This window comes from Mesorhizobium hawassense (genome assembly GCF_003289945.1).
Classification (GTDB): Bacteria; Pseudomonadota; Alphaproteobacteria; order Rhizobiales; family Rhizobiaceae; genus Mesorhizobium; species Mesorhizobium hawassense.
Genome location: NZ_QMBP01000001.1, coordinates 192,807 through 216,409 on the forward strand (window position 1 = coordinate 192,807; position 23,603 = coordinate 216,409).

General features: G+C 64.8%; 18 protein-coding genes. 1 reads left to right on the forward strand and 17 read right to left on the reverse strand.

Features of this window, described 5'->3' with window-relative positions; translation table 11 throughout:
• Position 1 precedes the first annotated feature (1 nt).
• The 17 genes from DPM33_RS00865 to tssA all read right to left on the reverse strand — a co-directional run bounded on the left by DPM33_RS00865 (position 2) and on the right by tssA (position 20,075).
• Positions 2-988, reverse strand: coding sequence for a beta propeller repeat protein (locus tag DPM33_RS00865; protein WP_146770179.1), 987 nt, complete (start codon positions 986-988; stop codon positions 2-4).
• On the reverse strand, positions 925-1,872 hold the full coding sequence (locus DPM33_RS00870; protein WP_208648355.1) for a DUF4150 domain-containing protein: 948 nt from the start codon (positions 1,870-1,872) through the stop codon (positions 925-927). Before DPM33_RS00870 ends, DPM33_RS00865 begins: the two co-directional genes overlap by 64 nt.
• Entirely contained in the window at positions 1,872-2,894 is a 1,023-nt protein-coding gene (locus DPM33_RS00875; RefSeq protein ID WP_112095019.1) for a 3-oxoacyl-ACP synthase, read from the reverse strand. The genes DPM33_RS00870 and DPM33_RS00875 overlap by 1 nt, the downstream gene beginning before the upstream one ends.
• A complete protein-coding gene (locus tag DPM33_RS00880; protein ID WP_112095020.1) occupies positions 2,891-3,994 on the reverse strand; it encodes a DUF2169 family type VI secretion system accessory protein in 1,104 nt (367 codons plus the stop codon). The genes DPM33_RS00875 and DPM33_RS00880 overlap by 4 nt, the downstream gene beginning before the upstream one ends.
• Positions 3,994-4,536, reverse strand: a complete 543-nt coding sequence (gene tagF / locus DPM33_RS00885) for a type VI secretion system-associated protein TagF (RefSeq protein ID WP_208648345.1) — start codon at positions 4,534-4,536, stop codon at positions 3,994-3,996. The genes DPM33_RS00880 and tagF overlap by 1 nt, the downstream gene beginning before the upstream one ends.
• The gene (tssM, locus tag DPM33_RS00890) at positions 4,518-8,057 is read right to left on the reverse strand and encodes a type VI secretion system membrane subunit TssM (RefSeq protein WP_112095021.1); all 3,540 of its coding nucleotides are present in this window, start codon (positions 8,055-8,057) and stop codon (positions 4,518-4,520) included. The genes tagF and tssM overlap by 19 nt, the downstream gene beginning before the upstream one ends.
• 1 nt (position 8,058) lies before the next feature.
• Complete coding sequence (tssL, locus tag DPM33_RS00895) at positions 8,059-9,387, reverse strand: type VI secretion system protein TssL, long form (RefSeq protein ID WP_112095022.1); 1,329 nt, start codon at positions 9,385-9,387, stop codon at positions 8,059-8,061.
• 4 nt (positions 9,388-9,391) lie between these two features.
• Positions 9,392-10,726, reverse strand: a complete 1,335-nt coding sequence (gene tssK / locus DPM33_RS00900; protein ID WP_112095023.1) for a type VI secretion system baseplate subunit TssK — start codon at positions 10,724-10,726, stop codon at positions 9,392-9,394.
• Positions 10,727-10,762: 36 nt separating this feature from the next.
• Positions 10,763-11,215: a type VI secretion system lipoprotein TssJ gene (gene tssJ / locus DPM33_RS00905; protein WP_112095024.1), complete on the reverse strand. Its 453-nt coding sequence runs from the start codon at positions 11,213-11,215 to the stop codon at positions 10,763-10,765.
• A 3-nt stretch (positions 11,216-11,218) separates the two neighbouring features.
• Complete coding sequence (tagH, locus tag DPM33_RS00910) at positions 11,219-12,679, reverse strand: type VI secretion system-associated FHA domain protein TagH (RefSeq protein ID WP_112095025.1); 1,461 nt, start codon at positions 12,677-12,679, stop codon at positions 11,219-11,221.
• Complete coding sequence (tssG, locus tag DPM33_RS00915) at positions 12,676-13,743, reverse strand: type VI secretion system baseplate subunit TssG (RefSeq protein WP_112095026.1); 1,068 nt, start codon at positions 13,741-13,743, stop codon at positions 12,676-12,678. Before tssG ends, tagH begins: the two co-directional genes overlap by 4 nt.
• On the reverse strand, positions 13,707-15,581 hold the full coding sequence (gene tssF / locus DPM33_RS00920) for a type VI secretion system baseplate subunit TssF (RefSeq protein ID WP_112095027.1): 1,875 nt from the start codon (positions 15,579-15,581) through the stop codon (positions 13,707-13,709). Before tssF ends, tssG begins: the two co-directional genes overlap by 37 nt.
• Position 15,582: 1 nt before the next feature.
• The gene (gene tssE / locus DPM33_RS00925) at positions 15,583-16,335 is read right to left on the reverse strand and encodes a type VI secretion system baseplate subunit TssE (RefSeq protein ID WP_112095028.1); all 753 of its coding nucleotides are present in this window, start codon (positions 16,333-16,335) and stop codon (positions 15,583-15,585) included.
• Positions 16,322-16,771, reverse strand: coding sequence for an Hcp family type VI secretion system effector (locus tag DPM33_RS00930; protein WP_167448900.1), 450 nt, complete (start codon positions 16,769-16,771; stop codon positions 16,322-16,324). The genes tssE and DPM33_RS00930 overlap by 14 nt, the downstream gene beginning before the upstream one ends.
• Before the next feature lie 83 nt (positions 16,772-16,854).
• Positions 16,855-18,360 (reverse strand): type VI secretion system contractile sheath large subunit, encoded by a 1,506-nt coding sequence (gene tssC, locus DPM33_RS00935; RefSeq protein ID WP_112095030.1) that lies wholly within the window; start codon positions 18,358-18,360, stop codon positions 16,855-16,857.
• Positions 18,361-18,363: 3 nt separating this feature from the next.
• A complete protein-coding gene (tssB, locus tag DPM33_RS00940) occupies positions 18,364-18,900 on the reverse strand; it encodes a type VI secretion system contractile sheath small subunit (RefSeq protein WP_112095031.1) in 537 nt (178 codons plus the stop codon).
• 5 nt (positions 18,901-18,905) lie between these two features.
• Positions 18,906-20,075, reverse strand: a complete 1,170-nt coding sequence (gene tssA, locus DPM33_RS00945) for a type VI secretion system protein TssA (RefSeq protein WP_112095032.1) — start codon at positions 20,073-20,075, stop codon at positions 18,906-18,908.
• A gap of 333 nt (positions 20,076-20,408) precedes the next feature.
• Between tssA and tssH the strand changes: the two genes are divergently transcribed.
• Positions 20,409-23,237, forward strand: coding sequence for a type VI secretion system ATPase TssH (tssH, locus tag DPM33_RS00950; protein WP_112095033.1), 2,829 nt, complete (start codon positions 20,409-20,411; stop codon positions 23,235-23,237).
• Positions 23,238-23,603: the final 366 nt, after the last annotated feature.

The window sequence follows — 23,603 nt, forward strand, 5'->3', positions numbered from 1 at the left end:
CCTAACGGTAGTTGTTCATGTCGACGGTCCGAAGAAATATGTTGCCATCATAGCCCATCTCGAAACCGGACCAGTCGGTACCGTCGAATAAAAAGAATTCGTGCCAGCCGGCGACGACAAGAAATTCGTCGGTTGCTGTCATTGTAAAACCCTGTTCCGTTTCGAGCAGAGGCACGAGCTCGCGTCCCTTTTGCACCGAAACACCATAGCTCATGTCCGACCAGTAGCGTTTGCCGCGAAACTCGCAAATGTCGTAGTAGTCGACATCATCGGCCTTCAGCGCAATCAGTTCGCTGTCCCGAAGCTCGTATGCTGCCCCGTTTGCTCCGCCGATATATATCTCGCCCTGTGGCCCCGCGAGGACAGTGTTGAAATTCTCCTCGACTCCAAGATCGATGCGGCTCCAGCGCCGCCCATCGAGTTTGAGCAGAAGCCCGCGGTCGCCGGCGCAATAGACCGGGCTTCCGTCGCGGCCATGGATATCGTTGAGCACGGCTTCTTCGAAAGTCTCCAACTGCCCCCATCGGCCCCGCTCACGCAGATAGCTTACGCCAAGATCTCCGATCGCAAAGACGCGGTCGTGGGATGGCGCCCACAGCCGCGACAGCGCGCCTTCGGGCAGTTCGGTGCGAGACACCGAGCCCGGCGGAAGATCGTGGATGATGCCGCCAAGCTCAAGCGCGATATGGTTCTGCGGCCCGAAACTGACATGGGACCGGATCGCGTCCTCGATCTGCAGCCTTGCATTGAAGCGAATGGTCGGCCCAAGCTCGATTTCAAGAAGATAGGACCGGCTGAACTCGTCATCGGGGTCGCTCAGTTCGAAACTGGCGCTGAAGCGATTGCCGCCGTGATGGTATCCATCCACGGCCTGGACATCGATTTCCTCCGGATCAAAATCGGCGATGGTTTCGGGCTCACGCATCACTTCTTCCTTATCGGTTTGGCCAATATCTGGGCGGGTGTTGGCTTCGGGGCTCTGGCACAATCAATTAGGTAGTCGATGAGCACGAGCTTCAGGCATTCGAGCGCATCGTCCTTCTCTTGCTTGGTGCAGCTCTGCAGCTTTTCGTGATGGTCGCCGACTGCCTGCTGCACCTTTTTGATCGCGTCGCCCAGGGTTGGATTGCGCTTCTTTTTCAGAAAATCGCGGACAACCTTCGTCTTTTTGTTGTGCGGCGAGCCGCGCTTCGCCCCTGAGCCGGATTTGCGGTATCCAGTCGCTGTCTTCTTATAGGATTCCATGCAGATGCACGGCGCAGTGTCGACGTCGTAGTTTCCCCAGCCGGAATAGTTCTGACCGCCGCGACTCCTCTGGAACATCTGGTTCTCAAAGCAGTGCTCCGACTCCGTTGGATGCTTGCAATCGGAATCCTTGTGTTGATGAACGTATATCCCGACGTTGTTCAAGATCGTCGCGCAATCCTGTCCGTTGACAGTTATGGCCGCCGTATGTGGCCAGGTGACCGTGTTTCCAATCGGCGATGCATGGTTGTTGGTAGCTAAATCCGTCATACGAATGACGGGCTCGCCGTCGAACTTCACATCGTTGGACCACGAATTGAAGTAGCCCTTTCCAGTGTTTTTTGAGGTAATTACGCCTTTCTTCGCCGCGCAGCCGGCCTCCGTTCCGGATGTTCTGGAGAGGTCGGACTTGTTCTTGATGTTGACGGTCTTGCCGCCGATCTTGACCGTGCTGGTGCCTTGCTCGGTGTCGCTGGCCATCCCGAAACTGGGGTAGGGTATAGGCACTCCTGGTGGTGTCGCCGGATTTTCCGGGGGCGTGAAGCAGACGTCCGGGAAGGCGGCTATCGTCTGGGCGTTCACAGCCTTGCCGGAAATCTCCAGACCGTTGGCGAACACTCCGCCCATCATGCAGCCCTCGATGCCACGATGGCTGCGCCACAGGCGCCGGCATCGTTCGACGCCTCTATCAGGACCGGGTTACCCGCCGCGTAGCCCTTGCGGGCAGCGGTGAAAGCCATGCCGAGCATGAGCGGCACCACGGCGGCGCCGACATTTCCGAGAGATTCGCCTGGCGACCATATGTCCTGGAATTCGTGTCGGCCTCGCAGCAGGCGCAGGCTGGCCAGGGAGCTTTGCTTGAACCAATATTGTTCTCCCACGAGATCGGCGATGCGATAGCCGAGACGGTTCATTTCGATCCCGGTTTCTTCGAACGCCGAGCGATATGCGGCTGTCATGCCGTCGCCGCGCAACGGCAGATCCTCGGCGTTGTAGATCGATGCATTTTCTCGCGAGAGTCCGAGGCCGAACAGGCGCATTCCCGTTTGCCGCCGTTGTGTGCAAATCACCGCTGCAGCGGCTTCACCGGGTAGGAACCCGTTAGGGTTTTGCGGTGTCAAGATACGGTTCTGTGAGAGGTAGTGCGCGACAGTCTGGCTTGTCAGATAGCTGTCGACCCCTGCAATCATGACAAAGGGCAAGTCGCCTGATGCCAGTAGCCGGCGAGCATGATCCAGAGCGACAATGCCCGAAGGCCGCCCATGCGCTATTATCCTGGAGCTCGGATGCAGTTCGATTTCCGCGATTTGGGCGATGCTCCGGAGCAAGCCGGAATTGTCTCTGACGACGCGGCCCGGCCGGTCTTCTTCGGGAAGGCAGAGGATGAGTGCAGTCTGCCCACGTGCTTCCGGTACGCCCTCAAATGCTTCGCAAACGGCCCCCGCCGCCATGTGCGCCATGCGTCTGTCGCCAATCCAGTTGCGAGGCAATGCTATCGGCGCGCCTGTTTGCCACTCGCCGGCTGAGCCAAGAAGCCGCGTTTGCCTGAATCCGTCGAGCCTTGCGCGCATCGCCGCGCATGCCGATGGGGCGTCGAGGCCGACAGCCGTGACCATGCCGATCGAGACGATATCGAGTCTCGTGCTCATGCGGCTTCGCTCTCTCGGGTCGACTCGATGCGGTCGATGCGAACGTAGCGCTTTCCCTTCATCCTCGCCCTCAGCATGGCCGGCGTCGGCGGGCCGACCCAGCATTCCGAGAAATCGAGAATGGTCCTCTGGATTCGTTGCGAGACCCGCCAGACCAGGGAGAAACGGCGCTTTTCAGGATCGAGCAGAACGGTGTCAGGGTAAAGGTCGGCCTCATAAGCCATCTGCCTGCCCTTGAACAACGTGATCGGCAACGCCGTCGGCGGCATCCGGAAGCTCACGCGCCCCTCGGGGGTCAGGTTGACCAAAACCACCTCCTCGCCGCCGCGCGGATGATCGATCTGCTGGTCATCAGGCGCCATCTGGAAATAGCGCTCGTCGAAGTCCGTCGGCAGGAACGGAAAAATGTCCTTCGCCCAGTTGTCGTCGTAGGTGCCGCCATATTCGATGCGGCCAGGCCAGCCGCGGCCCATCGGCCCGAAGCTCATCGGCTTGTAGTCGCCGAAGGGTGAACGGATCTCTTCACCAACGGCCTGCGTGTTCGGCAGCCGCAGGCCAGGAATGAGACGCTGGTTCTTCGCACGAGACCAGCCGGTGCCGACCGGGTTGTATTTGTAGCTGGCCGGCAGCTTGTCCTCCGGATCCAGCCGGTCGACGCCACCCCAGGCGACGTCGTAGGAGATCGGCAGTTTCAGGAAGGGCTGGGGCGCGGTCGCGGTGAACACAGGTCCGATAGCGCGCCACTCGCGGTGGCCGACGACCTCGAACAGCTTCGACCAGTTGCCGACCTTGATGCCGACCGGCACGCGCTCGGCCGGGCGCCCTCCCGGCGCATAAGCGCAGCCATTGGCGATGACATCGCAGCGTGGCTTGCGGAAGGCGAAATCCGTCTCCCACAGCGTCGCCGAGTAGCCCGGCACGCCGGTGTGCGTGTCGGCCATCACCAGCGGCACCTGCTCGGCCGATTTCTGCACCAGTCCGCCCGGCTTCGTCGGAAAATCGAAGGTGCCCTTCACCACCACGACGAGCCACTCGTGGCCGGCCTTGTCCATGCCCATGGTGAACTGGTGCGGATAGCCCATCTGGTTCCAGATCTGCATCAGCTGGTCTCCCAACTCGCCGCGAAGATCTGCTCAAGCGTCAATTGCGGCGCCTGCGGATCGATGTCGAAAATATCCGTATGCGCCGTCCACATGACGAGGTCTTCGATGACATCGAGCTCGCCGTCGACCAGCGGAATGGGCAGGGCGGCCAGTGCCGCATCGAGTTCGTCGGGCGTCAGCTCTCCGCGTTGCGCGGCAAGCGCCGCATTCTCGACCCCTTCGAACCACGCGTCTGCGTAAGCCAGCTTGAGGGGTGCTTCCGACAGCCTTGCGACGACGCTCAGCGGAAATTGCCGGCCGACCCGGTCGGCGCTTTGCAGCACGATGCCTGCCGAGGCGCCGAAGGAACCAGGGCCGGCCAGAAAACGCAGCGCCGTGTCCGCCGGCCAGGCTTCGAGGCCGAACAGCGGCACGATATGCTGCGCCAGCCAGCGGTCCCACACGCGCACGAAATCGCCCGGCAGCCGGCGCGCCACGAAATCTCCGGCGGCGGGCATCTTGCCGTAGAAGCCGGGCAGGATCAGATCTGTGGCGGACATGTGAACTTCTTGAACATCTCTAACGTGTAGGGGTTCTCGACGCTGGCCGCCTTGAGCTCGAAATCGGCCCACATGCCCTTGGTGCCGAGCCGCAGGCTGTAGACGTCGGTGAGCTTGGTCGCGTTGAAGCGGCCGCCGCGCAGCATTCTCAGCCACGCCCAGCTGCCGGTTTCGTTGAGCATAACCTCCGGCGAGCCGTCGACCGGCTGGAAGGCGAGCGAGATCACGCCTGTGCCGTCCTTGCCGGGCCATGTCATCGGCTGCGGCCTGGTAGCGTTGTTGTAATAGACGAGGCTCTGGCCATCGAGATTGAGCGTCATGCGTGTGACGTTGGGCGACAGGTCCTTCGGCTCCAGGGTGAAGTTCATCACCGGTCCGGTGCCGCCGGGGAAGAGATCGTCACGGATATGCCGCGCCTGCTCGAACGCCGCGAGCGCTGCCGGATCCAGGCCGAAATCGGCACGCCATTTCCACGGCTCGCTGGCGGTGTCGACATAGTTGATCAGATGGTCGTTGGTGAAGGCATCGATCAGGCCCGTCGGTCCGAACAAGCGCTGGAAGTCGCGCACGTTGACGTCGACGGCGCTGTCCGGGCTGAACGGATAGCGGTTGTTGAGCGCGGCCTGGCAGAAGGGCAGGATGTCGGCGCGCCAGATGGCGTTGAGCTCATTGGTGACCGCCTTCTGTGACAGGCCGCTGGTGTCGCCGGCAATGCCGCCCAGCCAGTCGTTGATCGGCGAAGGCAGGATCTGCGCCTGCCTGGCGACCGCGCCTGTCAACTCGGCGAGACCACCCTGCTTCTTGATCGCATCCTGCGGGTCAGGATTGGCGGTCACCGTCTGCAGCACATTGGACAGCGCCGTCAGCGCCACGACCGCGGCGTCGAGCGCCGGCGGCTGGCCGTCGACCTGCGCGATCGTGCCCTTGAGCGGCTTGAAATGCTCGGCCACCAGACTGCCTGTCATGTCGACCTGATCGGCCGAGCCCGCGCGCGGCAACAACTTCGCTCCCGTCTTCACCACCTTGCCGAGTTTGCCGAGCTTCGAAAGCAGCTTCGATCCGGTCTTGGCGGCGCCGCTCTTGTCGTCGGCCGGCGCGTCGTCGGAGCGGGTCAGGTCGGTCTCCTGCACCACTGCCGTCAGCAGGCGCTTCAGCGCGGAGTCGGCGCTGGACAGGTCCTTGAGGTTCTCGCTTGCGACGTTGAGGTCCGTCAGCGGCGCGAGCCGCATGTCGCGCAGGAAGGAATCCCACTGCGCGATATAGTCGTCGTAATAGAGCTTCAGGATGTCCTCGGAGAGCGCCGACACCGAGGTCTCCGAATTCTCCGAGCAACCGCCGGCAAACACGGCGCGGTCGAGCGCGGCCTGGCCGGCGACATCTTCGACCCGGTCGAGGATCGCGTCGTGGAAGCCCGCATAGGTGTAGGGGCCTGGAACGCCGACGCGCAGCGTCTTGTCGGAGCGGCGCGCGAACACCTTTGCGCCGTTCGGTCCGGCGAAATTGGCCGGCACCCATTCCTTGACGGCGGCGACTTCCGGGTCGGCCAGCAACTGCTTGTAGGCGCGTTCCGGCAGCGAGATCGTGCACACCGTCTTCAGCGCCTCGGCGACCAGCTCCTTGTCGGGCGCGATGTAGCTGTCGTCGACGGCCATGCGGCGAATCGCGGCAAGTTGATGCTCTTCGGCGTCCGCGGTCGGGAAGGGCGGCGCGGGCGCGAATTGCGGCAGGCTGTTCACCCACCAGTTCTGGACGAAATCGGTGTCCATCTGCGACAGGCCGGTCATCATGCGGTAGGTCTTCAGCGCGCCGAGCATGAAGTCCGGATCGCGGATCTGCCGCCACATCGTCGCCTCGAGCAGGGCGACCATATGCGGCTCGAGCACGTTGCGCAGCGCGTGGTCGTAAGTGTCGGTCTGTGCGCGCACCAACTCCGCCGAAGCGGTCGGGCCGACCAGATTGTGGACCGCGTCCGGCGGCGCGGTGCGGGCCGCCGCCACCGCGTCCATCGCCGCCAGCGCGCCATCCATGGTCGGCTGCTCGACGGCTGCCGGCATGGCGGCGACGTCGGTCAAAGGCTGCTGCAACGCCTCGAACTGGCCGGCCTGCTCGGTGATCGCCTTGCGGTTGTCGAGATAGGACCAGGTGAACAATCCGGCGGCCAGCAGCGCCGCGAGCGCGCAAGCCGCGGCCGCCCCGCGCCAGATCCAGGCGCGGCGGCGCTGCGCCAGCGGATCGAATGTGCCGAGGCCGGCTTCCTTGAAAATCACTTCGGTGAGCAGGTTCCTGAGGAAAAAGCTGCGTTTCTCGACACGCGATGCCGGCATGGCGCGACGCGGCGGCAGGCCGAAGGACGACGACAGCGCCGCGGTCAGCCGGTCGATGGGCGCGCCTTCCTGCGTCGCCGACGTCAGATAGAGGCCGCGCAGCCAGGCGGCTTCCTCGTAACGGCTCTCGCCGAACATGGCCTCGATCAGCACCTGGATCGGCTCGGAGAGGCTGGCGAGCTGCGCCGGGAAGCGGAAGATTTCGGCCCGCTGACCAAGCTTGTCCTCGTCCTCGAGCCGCGGCACCAGCCGGCGCTCCAGTTCGGTCGCAAGCCTGGCCAGCTCGGTTTGGATCGTGCCGGCGTTGACGCGGGCATCGAGCGGGAAAGTCGTCCCCCACACCTGCTCGCGCGCCGTCGTCGACAGACCGCCGAAGAAGGCCTCGAAGCCTTTGATCAGGTCGGCCTTGGTCAGCATCAGATAGACCGGAAGCCGGATCTCGAGCCGATCGTTCAGCTCCGCCAGCCGGCGGCGGATTTTTCTGCCATGCGCCTTGATCGCTTCGTCACCTTCCGACAGCGCGTCGATCGATAGCGCGACGATGACACCGTTGAGCGCACGGCGACCCCGGTGCTTCTTCAAGAGGTCGAGGAACCCCAGCCATTCTGTGGCGTCGACATCCGGCTGGCTTTCCTGTTGGACGTAGCGGCCCGCGGTGTCGATCAGCACCGCGTTCTCGGAGAAGAACCAGTCGCAGTTGCGCGTGCCGCCGACGCCCTGCAGATCGTCGGTGAGGTCGATCGGGAAATTGAGGCCTGACTGGCGCAAGGCCGTGGTCTTGCCGGTGGCCGGCGGCCCGACGATCACATACCACGGCATCTCGCGCAGGAATTTTCTGCCGCCGAGCTTGCGCCGCTTCAACTCCGCCATCACCTCGCCGAACTTGGCGCCGACCGCCGCTACGCTCTCTTCGCCAGGTGTGAGTTGCTTTTCGGCTACGGGCGCCGCGATCTCGGCGACGAACATGCGGTTGGCGCGGATCGCACGGCGCTGCGCGATGATCAGCCAGATCAGCCACAGGATGATCAGCCCCGCGATCATGGCGATGCGCACATTGTCCGATTCGAACGGCGCGTAGGGACCGACCTGCACGATCGGGCCGAACACCCAGATCAGCAGCGAAAGCAGCGCGATGCCGATCAGCGTCCACAGGAATCGCGAGGTGATGACGGCCCAGAGGAAGCGCAGGATGAACATCTCAGAGCCTCTTCTCGACCAGAACCTCGACGCGCCGGTTGAGCGCGCGGCCCTCGCGCGTCGAATTGTCGGCCACCGGATCGGTTTCGGCGCGGCCCTCGGAAGAGATGTTCTCCTGCGGCACGCCGGCTTGCACCAGAAGCTTGGCTATGGTTTCGGCGCGCGCTTCCGACAGGCGCTGGTTGCTGGCAAGCGGATTCGACTTTTGCAGGCGCACATTGTCGGTATGGCCGACGACGGTGATTTTTCCGATCAGTTCCTTGTTGTCCAGGATCACCTTGGCGATCGACGCGATCAGCGGCTCGTAGCCTTCGGTCAGCGTCGGCCGCGAAGACTGGAACAGCTCTGGATTGGAGGACTGGATGACGAGCTTCGCCAGCGAAACGCTTTCCGTGCCGCTGAGCGCGCCTTTGAGGTTGTCCGGCGCTGCGGCCTTGAACTCCGGCAGCAAAGCGAAATCGACCGGCTGCGGGGCTTCGGGTTCGGGGGCATCCTGCTTTGGCGCAGCCCGGGTAACGTCGCCGCGCGAGGCCGGCGGCAGCGTGCGCACGAGCGCGGAGAGTTCGACCGCCTGGCTGCTCAAACCCATCGACAGGCCGATATAGGCAGCGGCGGCGATGACGACCGCGGCAAGCGCCATCACCCAGATCGGCACGATGAAGCGCTGCGGCTCGTCGGAGGCGATCACGCCCTTCCAGTTCGGCGCCAGCGGCGAATCCTCGGCATCCGCATTTCGGAGGAAGCGCGCCGCCGCCACGCGTACGGCGTTGAGCGACCGGTCGCCGGCGCGGCCGGGCACGCGATACTTGCCGCGGAAACCAAGCGCCAGGCAGTAATACTGCAGCTCCAGCATCTCGCGGTCGCGGTTCGGATGGCGCTCCAGCTCGTCGAGCCGGGTGAAGAACTGGGTGCCGGCATCGACGTCGCCGCGCAGCATGACCACCAGCGGCTGGCGCGGCCAGGCGCTGGCGCCGCCCCAAGGCGTGTTGAGCGCAAGGTCGTCGAGCGTTGCTGCCACGGCCCAGGCCGCCTGGTCTGCGCGCTCCAGCGACGAGCCGGCCGCCACTGCGGCGTCGCGGGCCCGCACCAACTCGTCGAGCAGGCGCGTGCGCATCACTTCCGGGTTCTCCGGCGCCAGCGCGCTTTCGAGCTCGGGCGCGAATTCGAGCAGCGGCGCGAAGATGTTGATCAGCGTGTTGGGATGGGCGCGCGCCCGCTTGACCGGCGCGCCGGGCGCCAGCGGCGCCATCGGCCGCGGCGACGCACCCGTCAGCCTTATGCGGGTGCGCTCGCGATCCTCCGACAGTCCGAAAGGATCATCCCGGCTCATGGCCTCACCTGTTCACCGAATAGCAGTCGACCTGCGGCTCGCTCGGCAGCACACCGGAAACGCCGATGACGAAGCCCGGGGCGTCGAGCAGCGAGGCCCAGTGCTCGCTCTTCTGGTCCAACTCCAGGCACAGCCGGTCGCCGTCATAGGGGATCTCGCGCGGCTGCGAATGGAGGGGTTTGAGCGGGATACCGGGCAGACGCGACTTCCACAGTCCTTCGAACTGATCGGCGGCGCCGACCGTCGCCTGGTTGACGAAGATCTTGCGCAGTGCGTCTTCCGAAAGCTCGGAGCCGACGCGGATGACGATGCGGCTGGCGACCAGGAGTTTCGGGTTGTCGATGCGCACCTTCCAGACATTGGTCGCGTGCCGCATGACCGGCAGCGCGCGTGATTTCGGCTCGATGTAGCGCAGGCTGAGGATGAGCGAACGCAAGGCGTCGGCCAGCGCCATATAGGCCGGACCCGGCGCCATGTGGTCGTAGGCAGGCAATTCGCCGAGCCGTCGCGAGCTCGAGCCATAGGTAGCCATCTCGCCTGCGAGACCGGCAAGCTCGAGATAGAGCTCGGCCGGATGGAAGACATCCTGGGTGAGCATATGCGCCAGGCGCGGCCGCGCCGCATTGGCGAGGTGCAGCATCAAAAGGTCCTCGACGCTGCGGCCGGCGCCGCCCATCACCATCTTGCCATGCGCCTCGGCGATCTGGTCGAGGCCAGTGACGACCTCCTGCAGCAATTGCCGGTACCAGGCGACGGCGCCGGTGATCAGCGTCGGCGGCAGGAAGGCCTGGTCGAGCGAGACGCCGCCATCGGCGCGCACACCTTTGATGTCGGCGATCGGCAGCGCCGTGTAGCCGCCGACCGATTTGCCGGGCGCCAGCAGCACGGCTTGCGGCCGCGCGATCTCGATTTCCTCCGGATCGGCGCCGCCTTGCACGGCATCGCGCACCGGGACGATCTTGCCGTGGTAGCGCGCGCCCGTCGAGGCTGCATGCGCCGGATCGAAGCCGACGCCGCCTGGCGGCTCGAGCGGCAGCGCGACCAGCACCGCGCCGGCGCCGGTGTCGGCCGTGACCGGCAACGGCTTGGGCGCGTCCATCAGCTCCGGGATGGAGAAGGGCGTGCCGTCCGGGAAGATGCCCCGGGCGGACACGATCGACACCTGGCCGGCATCGAGCAGCGACTGGTCGAGCGTCAGCTGCTGGAAGCCGAACGTATGGAGTTGGCCGGCCTGTAACGCGCCGCGCACCATCCCCTCGAAGAACCGGTCCTGCTGCTGGAAGTGCTGGGTCCTCAAGAAGAGTCCCTCGGACCACAGCACCCTGTTTGCGTCGCTCATGCTGCCACTCTCTGCACTGCCGTGGTTGTCTCGCCGTCAGGCGGAAATGCCGCCCTTGCCGAGGCTGACGTTGATGGTGAATTTCGACCCCGGCGATACCGACTTGGTCGTGCGCCAGTTGCGTCCGCCGGGTTCGCGGATCAGCGCGACGAAACCGAGCGCCGCGGCGTTCGGCTCGACCGTGATGGTCTTGGCCGCCGTTTTGCCCGGAGCGACCGAGATCGAGTCTGAGCCGATGAGGTCGGCGCCGAGCGCCGAACCGGCATCGCCCTGCAGCGCGAAATAATCGGCCGAATTGAACTTGCCGGTGCTGGCAAGCCGCATCACCAGCACCGTCACCGGCCGATCGCCGCCGCCCGGTCCCGGGTTCATGCCGGCGCCGCCGGTCACGTTGACCGAGATGACCGATGGTTTCGGCGGGCCGCTCTGGCAGGCCGCAAGCAGGCCCGTGGCGCCGATGGCAACGATGAATTCGCGTCTGTCGATCATGTCCTACTCCTCTTCATATGCATCCCTGAAGTCTGCGCCGATCTCGCCCAGGAAGCTCGATTCCGCGCTCTGAGCGATGTCGCGGTGGCGTCTCTGGTAGAGTTCCCAAAGCTTGGCGCTGCGTCCGCCGGACAGCAGATTGCCGAGCGCGGAATTGGATTTGAGCTCTTCCTCGATCGCGGCCGGATCGAAACGGTCGATCATGCGCCGCAGAGCCGCCTGCACGCCGCGCCAGGCGCGCACGTGATGCTGCGCAAGGTCCTTCACCGCGTCGCCGATCGCCGCCTCGCCGGAGAGAAAGCCCGGACTGCGTTCCGCGATGATGGTGACGATGACGTCCTCCACCGTCGGCAGGAATTTGAGCGGATTGACCTCGGAGGCGCCGACCATCGTCTGGGCGACGCGCGCGCTTCCTTTTTCCTCGGCGCGCTTGCGCAGCAACTGCATCAGGCCATCGAGCATCAGTCGGTATTCCCGCCCGAACTTCTCCATTTCGGCGATCGCATCGCGCCCGGGAAACTCGGCCTCTTCGACGCCCATACCGCGCAGGAACGCCGCGCGCAGCGCCGTCTCGCTGGGCGCCGGTTGTATTGGACGTGACGGCTTGGGCGCTGGAACGGGGCGCGGCGGCGGAGCAGGAGGGGCGGCCACCTGCGCCGGTATCTCCCAAGGACGCGCGGGTTGCGGCTTTTCGGCGCCGCGCTCGACACGGCCGGCCGGCTCGGCGCCGCTGGCTGGCGCGGTTGTCGCGGCCGGCCCGAAGCTGAAATCATCGTCGAAGCCGGCCGCTTTCTGCGCGGGTTGGGGCGCATCGTTGCGCGATGGCATGTCGTCGAAGCCGAATGGATCCGACCGGCCGGCGGCAGGCGCTTCGTTCGAGGCCGGCGTCGCCACCGGATCGAGGCTGAACGGGTCGTCGAAGGCCGGTGAGCTGCGCGGGCTCGAAGCGCGATCGTAAGCTCCTCGCACTGGCTGCTCGAACGGATCCGGCAGCCCGGCCGGGCGCGGCCGCTGCGGCTCTTCCTCGACCTTGGCCGAGAAGAAGTCGTCGCCGCCGATGCTGGGCGGGGTTCTTGGCTGCGGCGCCGACCATGCCGGCGCCGTATGGTTGGCGATCGGCGCCTGACCGATCGAGGTGTGGCCGGCGCTCGGCTGAACCTCGACATGGAGCACATAGTCGCCCATGCGCAGCCGCATGCCGCTTTGCAGCCGTGCCGACCTGCCGGTTCCCAGCGGGCTGTCGGAGTCGTCGATGAACAAGCCACTGCTCGACGTGTCGGTGACATAGTAGCCGTCACGCCCGCCACTGATCTTGCAATGGGCGCGCGAGACGAACATGTCCGGATCGTCGATCTGCCAGCCGGCATCGGCGCTGCGGCCGATCACCAGTTCGCCTTCATCCAGCCGGGTCTGCCTGACCACCTGCGAGCGCGGGCCTTGTTCCAGGGTCAGCAGCAGGCTCATGGGGCTGCCTCCGCCATGTCCGGCCGCCAGCCGACGATGGTGCGCAACCTGAGATCGTCGGCGTCCCCCTTTTCGGCCGGACGCGAAAGCCAGGAGGTGCGGCCAAGCTGGACGGTTCCCATCTTCGGCGGCGGCACGGCGTCGCGCGCGAGCACGATGCGCAGATCGACGTCGAGCGTTTCGCCGATCATCTCGCGCACCGCCTTCTTGAACAGGGCAAGGCGCCGTTCTCCGGGCAGAAAGGACTTGAAGTCGTCGAGGCTCAGCGGGCCGACGCGCAATTCGATCCTGCTTTGCCGGCTGAAGACGCGCGGGCCGATCGTTGCTCCGCCGCCCAGCGCCGCATAGGCCTTGCCGACTTGGCTCTGCAGCGCCTTCGGAATGGTTATCCAGGCGGCTACGAATTCCTTGATCTGCACCGGCACCTTGAAGGCCGTGGCGAGAAACAGCGTCAGCCGCTCCGCGCCGTCGACCTGGTTCGCCAGCGATCCGGCCTGGCGTAACCGCACCGTGTCGAGCTCCGGATCCTGTGTGCCGGGAAGGCCTATCCCGGCCATCGCCTCCAGCATGGCGCGGACGCGTCCGCCAACTGAACGCTCGACCTGCACCGCCGGATGCGCGTCGGCCCACGCGCGGTAGTAGAGCGCGATCATGCGGTGCTGCAGGATGTTGACGAAGTCGACGAACGTCGTGTCGCTGGTCTGCTCGGCGTCGGCGCCGGTGAACCAGCGCTGCGACAGGCGGTCGAGCACCCAGCGCGTCAAATGCAGCGGCATCGGTCCTTCCGGTCCGAGCAGGCCGAGATTGGCGACGGTCACCCGCGCCGGAGCCTTGTCCCTGGCGTCCTGGAACTTGACCACGTCCCTGGCCGAGAAGCTCAGGCGCACATGTTGGCCGAGCCTTGCCGGCTCGCGGTCGGCGGTTCCGGCATGGCCGAACAGTCCGCGCCGCTGCTCCAGGCGGCGCAGCAGCTCGAAGAAGTCGGAGCCCTCCGACAGCGCCTCGGCTTCGTTCGGGGCCGGCTGCGCTAGATCAGGTAGCGATTGCCGGGCGTCATCGGCCATGGCACATCCTCCTGTTTCTGCAGCAACCGCGTACGCGTCCGCACGAAACCATTTATCCCGGCATGGCGGGCAAACAGCCGCGCCAGCAGGGCCGAAAGCAGCAGCGAGCTCTGACCCGCCAGCACCGACTGGTCGACATGCAGAGTCACCTCGGTGCCGCGTCCGAAACACATCGGTCCGTCGATCTGCAGCCGCTCGATCACCGGGCGCGAGTCGATACGGGTGATCGAATGCACGTTGCGGGCAAGGCTCGGATCGCCGCGATCGGCGTAGAGGTCGAGCAAGGCATGCAGCGGATCGACGCCGCGGCCTTCCTTGGCGAGGCTGAGGAAGTTGAGCGAGAGCTGCGCCACCAGCCGCCAGGCGAGATTGTCGGCGCGGGATTCGCCTTCGGCCCCAGACGGCAGCGCTGCCGGGATCGCCGGTTGTGGCGGCCGCAGCGCGCCGAGCAACCGCACCGCTTCGACCGGATCGGCGGTCTCCAGCGTCAGCGTCGGCGTGTCGTCCAGGATCGGCAGGTCGCGGTTGGTGCAGAGCGCCATGATGTCGAGCCGCTTGAGCGGCCGGTTCGCCGGACTTCCCGCCGGGCGCGAGATCGCGATAAAGACATCGTCGCCGGTGTAGGAGGTGCGGGTCAGGCCGTCGCGCCGCTCGTCTTCGGTGGCTCGGCGCGGGCGCCGCTCGGTCGAATAGACCCAGCCGCTGCCGCGGTTCTGCCCGAGGCTGAACAATTCCGGAATGATCGCCTCATTGCCTTCCGCGTCGGCATCCTCCACCCGGATGACGCGGAAAATCTCGAAATCGCGCGCCCGCGTCCGATCGGCATGCAGCACCTGGCGCGTCCGGCGCTGGTCGATCTCGATGACGTTGCATTCGCGTTCGAAGAGATTGATCACCGGCGTCACGAACAGCTCGAAATCGGCCGCCGCTACGTCGGCGAGTTCCGGCACCGGACGGCGGAACAGGAAGATGACCTCGATTCCCCCATCGCATTTGCGCACCACCGGCTGCAGACCGGTCACGCGCACATAGTGGAAGCGCTCGGGGATAATGAAATACTCGCGCAGCAGCCGGTATCCCTCGAATGTCGGGCGGGTGCGTGGCATCAGCGCTTCGTCGTCGCTTATGCCGATCATCTCTGGCTCGGGCAGGGCCGTGAGCGGATTGGTCTTGCCTTCCGCCCGCGCGCCGACGGCCGAGCACGCGCCGAAGATCGCGTCGAACAGCAGCGGCGCCTTGGCGCGTCCGGCGAAATAGAGGTCGAGGCGATCGAGCGACAATTCGCTGAGCTTGCCCTTTCCGGACCGCGCCAGCGTGATGCGAAACGCCGCCTCGCCGCGCACGCCGCCGAGCGGCGCGATGCCGGCCGCCGCCAGCGCGCTGCGATCCTGGAAATAGCTGACCGAGGTGATCGCGATCGGCCACAGCGTGACCTCCTGCGCGGTGGTGAAGGTTGAGCGCGACGAAAGCCCCGGATGCAGGCCGGAGACCAGCCGCGTGCCGCGCGCGACGGCGTGGCCGGCGATCATCGATTGCACCTGCTGGCCGGGTCTCAGCACGGCCATCGCCGTCGCCGGCGCCGGCGTCACCAGGTCCGGATAGAGCACGTCCAGCACGGCGCGCGAAAACCGCGAACGCTCCGCGTCGACCTTCAGCCGCGTGCGCGCCGCCAGAAAGGCCACGCCGTCGAGCAGCCGTTCGACATAAGGGTCGGGGCAGGGGACCGTGTCGAGGGAAAGGTTGCGGGCGACCGCCGGATGCATGTCGGCGAATTCCGCGGCCAGCGCCCGGATATGGGTCAGTTCCTCTTCGTAATACTCCACGAAGACCCGATCCATCTCAGGTCTCCCGGAATTCGGTTCGCGCCAGGCCGTTGTCGAGATTGATCGTGGTGCGCAACCGCATGCGTTCCGGCGTCGGCGTCATGATCAGTACGGCGTCGATCTCGATCTTGAGGCCGACGCTCTTGTCGCCGAGCGTGACACTCACGGTCGTGGCGCTCTCCTTGAGGCGCGGCTCGAAGGTGGCGAGCACCGCGCGGATCTCGCGCGCCAGAGTATCGCGGTCGAAATCCCGCGACGAGCGGCCCGAGAAGGACGGCACGCCGTAATTCACGACGCTGCGGCGCACTTCCGGAAAATCGGCGAGCGGCGGCAACTCGTCCAAAGGCTGTTCGTGCTCGGCATCGGAAAGCATCGGGACGGATTCGAAGCGCTCGGTGTTGAACAGGGCCTCGATGTCGCGCCGGACGGCTTCGCGCAGTACACGCGCCGAGACCACCACGCCGCGGCTTTCGATTTCGGCGCGATGCTCGGTCTGGAACACCAGCCGGTGCAGGCGCCGTTTTTGCTCGGACGTCGATACCGCATCGGCATCGATGGCGCGCGCACTGCCGGCAAGAAGAGCCTCGACGCGCTCGGCGCCGAGTTCTTCTTCCAGCAGGCGACGCAGCCCGTCGATCTCCGACGTCAGCCCGGGCAAGTCGTTGACGAGACGGTCCCAGAGGGAGGGCTGGACCGCCTCGCGCTTTGCCCGGGAGCTGCCGGCAAGCTGCGCTTTCCCGCCAGGCCGTTTGGCCTCACTTGCCGACATAGACGTCCATTTCGATCTCGTCGTCCTTGTCGTAGACGAACTTGATCTTCTTGTAGGCGAAGCTGACTTCTTCCTCGATCAGGTCCGCCTCGTCATGGGCCTGCCGCATGTCGTATTCCATGATCGAAGCGTCGGTGAGCGTCACGACCAGATAGTCGCTGGTCTCGCCGTCGATGGTGCGGCGTGCCGAAAACACCACCTCGTCGAGCGCTTTGTTCTCGAACAGCGCCTTCTTCAGGTAGGGCGACGACTTGTCGTAGTGCTTGAAGAACTTGATCATTCCCATCGATACGCGGCCGCGCCGCGACAGCGAATTGGGGTCGTAAGGCGCGATCATCTTGTAATCGACGCCATGGATCTCGATCTCGTCTTCATGGCCGTCGCGCTTGCTCGGGCCCTTGATGTCCGGAACTTTCAAAAAACCATCGATCTTCATGGAAGGAGCCTCGCTTCTCTCTGTGGTAGGCATTGTCTTTCTCCACCGCTTTCAAACGAAACAAGATGACTTTGCTTATGATTTCAGCCCTTCACTGACGGCAGTTCGGACACCAGCCGGAGCGAGGCATTGATGCCTTCCAGCTGGTAGTGCGGACGCAGATAGAAACGGGCATTGTAGTAACCGGGCCGGCCTTCGACGCTGTCGACCTGGACCTCGGCCGCGGCAAGGGGACGCTTGGCGCGCGCCTTGTCGTCGGCAAAGGCTGGATTGGCCAGCACGTACCGGTTGATCCATTCGGTCAACCAGATCTCCATGTCGGTGCGTTCCTTGAACGAGCCGATCTTGTCGCGCGCGATCGCCTTGAGGTAATGCGCGAAGCGCGACACCGGGAACAGGTAGGGCAGGTTGGCGCTCAGCCGTTCGTTCGACTGGGCATCGGGATCGACCAGACGCCCGGCGCGCGTCTCGTCGTCCTGCAGCGAATGCGCGCCGATAAAGGCCGCGAGGTCGGTGTTCTTACGGTGCAGGATCGGCATCAGGCCGAGCTTGGCCAGTTCCGCCTCGCGCCGGTCGTCGATGGCGACTTCCGTCGGGCATTTCATCGCGATCGAGCCGTCGTCGGTCGGAAAGGCGTGCACCGGCAGGTTGAGCACCGTGCCGCCATTCTCGACGCCGCGGATCTGCGTGCCCCAGCCGTAGAGCTTATGGCTGCGGTTGATGTTCACGCCCATCGGGAAGGCGGCGTTCATCCAGACATATTTGTTGTGATCGCCACCCACCTCTTCCTCGAAGGTGAAGCCTTTCACCGGCACCGTTTCCGAGCCGTAGGGCAGCCGTGCCAGCACGCGTGGCATGGTGAGCCCGATATAGCGCGCGTCCTCGCTTTCGCGCAGCGACTGCCACGAGGCGTAGGCCGGGTTGTTCACGATCATCTGGAGGTCTTGCGGGTTGGGCAGTTCCTGCCAGCTGTCCATGCGGAACAGCCGCGGCGAAGCGGCGGCGATGAAGGGTGTATGCGCCGAGGCGCAGACGCCCGAAATGTTGCGCAGCAGGCCGACATCGCGCGGGTGGTTCGAGAATTCATAGGCGCCGATGATGCAGCCGACCGGCTCGCCGCCGAGCATCGAATACTCGTCCGTGTAGACCTTCTTGAAGATCGGGCTCTGGTCCCACATCTGACCTTCATAGTCTTCGAGCGTATCGGCCAGCTTTTCCTTGGAGATGTTCATCACCCGGATTTTCAGCTTGGTATCCGTCTCGGTGTTGTTGATCAGGTACCAGAGGCCGCGCCAGGTGCCTTCCATCTCGCGCACTTCGGGCGCATGCAGGATCTCGTTGACCTGCGTCGTCAGCATCTTGTCGATGCCGGCGATAAGCGACTTGATCGACTTGATCGCGTTGGACGAAATCGTAGTCGTCTCGGAGCGCGATTGTGCGGCAAGAGCCAGGTTGCGCACCAATTGCTGCAGCTTTTCGCTGTCGTCCTTCTTGACCTTGAAGTCCTTCTCTAGGAGTCCGCTGAATTCGCCGAGATCGATGGCTTCCGCCTCGGCGGTGGCGGCTGCGGTCTTTTGCTGTTCGGCCATGACTTACTCCTCGCCCTTGCCGTCATCCATCGCCTGAGTGGCGATCTTGCTCAGCAGCGGCTCGTTGTTCAGAAGTTGCGCAATGCGCTTTTCGGCGTCGACACGGCCGTCCATGAAGCCCAACAACTCTTCGAGCTGACGGCGCATCTTCAGGATTTCGGCCAGTTGCGGCACCTGCTCGGCGACCTTGTCCGGCGCGAAGTCACCCATCTTGGAGAAGGTGAGGTCGACCGCGAGCTCTTCGTCGCGCTCCTGGCCCTCGGCCTGCGGCAGGGTGTTCTTCACCCGCGCCTTCACGCGGGGACCCATCGCCTCCATGAATTTGGGGAACCGGTTGGCGTCGGTTTCGACGAAGTTGCGGTCGAGCACCGACTTCGACGCTTCCTTGGTCTGTGAGGCGCCCGAAAGATCGGCCATCACCGCCATGACGAACGGCAGTTCGATCGTCGTCGGGCTGCCGTAGGTTTCGACGTCGTAGGCGATCTGCACGCGCGGGGCGCGGTTTCTTTCGATGACCTTCGCTTTGCTCTCTGCTGGCATGCTCGTTACCTTTCATCCTTCTGGGCCGGCTTCTTGGGATCGGGAACGCCGGCAAGCTGCCGGAACTCCTTCAGCCCCGACGGGGCGAGATCTTCCATCAGTTCCACGAAATCCATGTGCACCATCCGGCGCACGCGACGCGCCAGATGCGGGATCGGGCTGGACGGCTCGGTGCGGTCGTAGAAGGCGACCACGAGGTCCAGGCATTTGACGACCTCATCGCGCGAGTTGATCCGGTCCGGCAGACCGGCGCTCGCTTCCACGGAGCTAGCCACACTTGCCATCGTCTCGGTTCCATGACCGTTTCGGGCGGGTGTCGATGCCGGCGGCGGTGCCGGCTGCGGGGCGGTTTTTGCAGCGCCATTGGCGGCGCCGGCGCTGGAATTGCGCTCCAGCGTCGTCAGCAAACGCTGCAAGAACCTCTTCAATTCCGGAACGGTGGCGCCATTGCCGTCGATGCGGGGATTGAGCGCGCTATCCACCGCCTCCAGCGCGGAAATCGCGGCCTGGGTGTCAGCCAGCAGCGACGTCATGGCGTCCGCCGCCTGATCGAACTGCGCCGCGCACCCGGTGCGCACACGGTTCAACAGCTGGTTGTGGGCGCTCGTCAGCGCCGCCTTTTCGCCGGCGCCAAGGCCGGAGGCCGCCTCCTGCAGCATGACGCGCTCGTCGAGCGACGCCTGTTCCAGGTCCCGGCCGCTGATCGGCCCGATGGCGCGCGGCGAGAAAAAAACCGCCTGCCTGAGGTTCGCCAGGAGGCCTTCCTGGCCGTTTTGCAGATCGAGCAGCGCATTGATGCGGCGCAAGGCGGCTTCGCGCAGCGCGCCGGTGCGCAGAGCCGGGTGCATCGTGTCCCAGTACTGCTCGAAGGTCCGCGCTATCAGCGTCAGGCCCTGGGCTAGGCCGGCCAGCCCGTCTTCATTGGCCAAAGCGCGTGTGACGAGGACCAAGAGACGCAAATCGCGGCCGTGCGGCCGCAATTCCTCGGCCTTTTCCAGGACTGCCGCCCAGTCGACCGCGACAGTGCCCTGCGAAGCGTTGTTGCCGTCGTGGGAAACTTTGAGCTGAGTTTCCGTCAACCGCTCCAGCTCGTGGAAAGCCGGGTCGTTGCGCAAGTCCTCTCCCGACGGATTCGCACCGTCCAGAGGATTCAGCCAGAGTGCGAGATCAATCACACCTACCCCCAGCCAGCGGTCCTGAGACCTCTATGTGACGCAACGTTATCACCGGCCCCACGTCACGACAATTGAGCACCTGCGCAAAACCTAACGGAAGCTAAACGCAATCGTTCTGTTCGGTGAAACCCATTGCGCGATTGACGGACCCGGTATGTGAAATGGCTCGCATAGTCTGGACGGCAATCCAGTGTTTGTTGGGCGAGTTTGCAAGGCTTGTGTAACCGGGCGGTGCCGCCCGGATAGATTCAAAAAACCTTATCCCCCACGCGGCTTTGTCAAGCAGCCGCTTATGTGGCAGGGTACGGTCGGCAGGTTGCGGGAGCAGGTTCGATGGAACAGCGCCGGTCATCGCAGAGCTTCAAACGTAAGGAACTGGTCGCCAAGCTCAACGCCACGGGGGTGCGCGCCTTCAAGGCAGCGGCCGACACGGCCAAGTTGCGCGGCAATCCCTATGTCGAACTCGTCCACTTCATTCAGCAACTGGTCCTGTCCGAACGCTCGGACGTACAGATGATCGTTGCCGACGCAGGTATCGATGTCAGCCGGATGACGGCGGACATGACCCGGGCCATCGACAAGCTCCCTTATGGCGCCACTTCGGTGGAGGAGTTTTCCGACCACATCTTCCACGCCATCCAGGAAGGTTGGAACCTCGCCACGCTGGAATTCGGCGTCGAGGAGGTTCGCAGTTCTCATATCCTGCTGGCCTGCCTGAAGACGCCGGTGCTGGAAGGCTTGGTCTCGAAGATCAGCGCCGAGTTCGACAAGATCGACGCCGACGGGGTCATTTCCCGCTTCACCGATGTCACGGAAGGCTCGCTCGAAACCGGCGCGCCGCCCGCCGCTGCTGCCACCGAAACGCCGATGAAACGCGGTCCGGGCGGGGATTCGGCTCTAGCCAAATACGCCACCGACCTCACCCAGCGCGCCCGCGACGGCAAGATCGATCCGGTCGTCGGCCGCGATCCGGAAATCAGGCAGATCGTCGATATCCTGATGCGACGCCGCCAGAACAACCCGATCCTGACCGGCGAGGCGGGCGTCGGCAAGACAGCCGCGGTCGAGGGCTTTGCGCTGCGTATCGCCCAGGGCGACGTGCCGCCGACACTGCAGAATGTCAGCGTGCGCATGCTCGACGTCGGGCTGATGCAGGCGGGCGCCAGCGTCAAGGGCGAGTTCGAGAAGCGGCTCAAGTCCGTCATCGACGAGGTCCAGGCCTCCGAAGTGCCGATCATCCTGTTTATCGACGAAGCGCACACTCTCATTGGCGCTGGCGGCGCCGCCGGAACAGGCGATGCGGCCAATCTCCTGAAGCCGGCGCTGGCGCGCGGCGAGCTGCGCACCATCGCGGCCACCACCTGGGCCGAATACAAGCAGCATATCGAGAAGGATCCGGCGCTGACCCGCCGCTTCCAGGTGGTCAAGATCGACGAGCCCTCGGAAGCGGTGGCCGTGCTGATGCTGCGCGGCGTCGCCGGCGTGCTCGAGCAACACCACAAGGTCCAGATCCTGGACGAGGCGATCGAGGCGGCGGTCTCGCTCTCGCACCGTTACATTCCGGCCAGGCAGTTGCCGGACAAGGCCGTCAGCCTGCTCGACACCGCCTGCGCCCGCGTCGCGGTCTCGCAGCACGCCACGCCTGCCGAGGTCGAGGACATACTGCGCCGCCGCCAGGCGCTCGAAGTGGAGAATGGCATCATCGGCCGCGAGGCGGCGATCGGCATCGACGTCGCCGACCGGCAGGCTCGCGTCGACGCCGGGCTTGCGGAAACCGAGACCGCTTTGGCCGCCGCCCAGGCGCGCTGGGATCGCGAAAAGGCGCTGGTCGCCGAGATACTCGATCTGCGCTCCAAATTGCGTGGCGAGGGCGTGCCGCTCGATGAGGCGGCGGCGGAAGAAGCCGCTGCGGAGACGCAGAGCGCGGAGGGCGCGGCAAAAGCACCTGTGCAAAAGGGTCCCGATAAGATTGGCGAGGGTAAGGCTGCCGAGACCAAGAAGACAAAGGCCTCGAAAGCCAAGGGGGCCAAGGCTGCAAAGGCCGAAACAGCCTCCGCCGAACCGGCGGACGAGGCCGCCGCCGACCTGGCACGGCTGCGCGAATTGATGGCGGAGCTCGCCACGGCGCAGGGCGAGACGCCGCTGATCCTGCCTTCGGTCGACCGCAACGCCGTGGCCGCCGTCGTCCAGGACTGGACCGGCATCCCGACCGGGCGGATGCTGTCCAGCCAGACCGAAAAGGCGCTGAAGCTCGCCGCCACCCTGTCCGAACGGGTGGTCGGCCAGGACCATGCGATGGAAATGATCGCCAGGCGGGTGCAGACCAGCCGCGCCGGCCTCGGCGCGCCCGAAAAGCCGGTCGGCGTGTTCCTGCTTTGCGGGCCTTCCGGAGTCGGCAAGACCGAGACCGCGCTGGCGCTGGCCGAGACGCTCTATGGCGGCGAGCAGAACCTGATCTCGATCAACATGTCCGAATTCCAGGAAGCCCACACCGTCTCGACGCTGAAGGGCGCGCCGCCCGGTTATGTCGGCTACGGCAAGGGCGGCATCCTGACCGAGGCGGTGCGCCGGAAACCTTATTCGGTGATCCTGCTCGACGAGGTCGAGAAGGCGCATCCCGACGTGCACGAGATTTTCTTCCAGGTCTTCGACAAGGGCATGATGGACGACAGCGAAGGCCGGCGCATCGACTTCAAGAACACGCTGATCCTGCTGACCTCGAATGTCGGTTCCGACGTCATCATGGACCGCACCAGGAACGGGACCGTGCGCACCGGCATCGACGATCTGGACACCGCGTTACGCGCGCCATTGCTGAAAGTCTTTCCTGCCGCCTTCCTTGGCCGCGTGGTGACGATCCCCTACTATCCGCTGTCGGATTCGATGATCGAGGCGATCGCCCGGCATCAGTTCGGCAAGATCGCGCGCCGTCTCAGGGCGACCAACGATGCCGAACTGGTCATCGGCGACGGCGTCATGGACCTGGTCAAGGCGCGCTGCACCGAGATCGAGTCCGGTGGGCGCATGATCGACGCCATACTCACCAACACACTGCTGCCGGAGCTCAGCCGCGGCGTGCTCAATCGTTCGCTCGAGGGCAAGAAGATGACGAAAGTCATCGTCGGTGCCTCGGCGGAAGGATTTACCTACTCGTTCGAATGAAGCTCGATTGAGATCAGCCGTTCGGCCTCGCCGAGTCCTTGGCGCGCCAGTGTCGCGGCAGGAACATTAGCCGCCTCTAAGGGTTCATGAGGGATACCGTCGACACCCTGGGTGGAACATGGCTGAGCTGGCATTCACTCTCGTATATTACTTAGGGCTGACCGGCCATGACATGTTCGGTGCCATCTTGTCGTTGATGGCGGGCCTCGTTCTCTACAGCGTCTTGCGGGAGGATCGGCCAAACCGATAACAAATCCGTTCGGAGAGACGGGTGATCGGGCGGCCCGGCTCGAAAGCGGGGGAGCCCACGAGCCGGGCCTGACCGGCGGGGGCACGGACTAGATACAGGTCGCCGGCTGACACTGT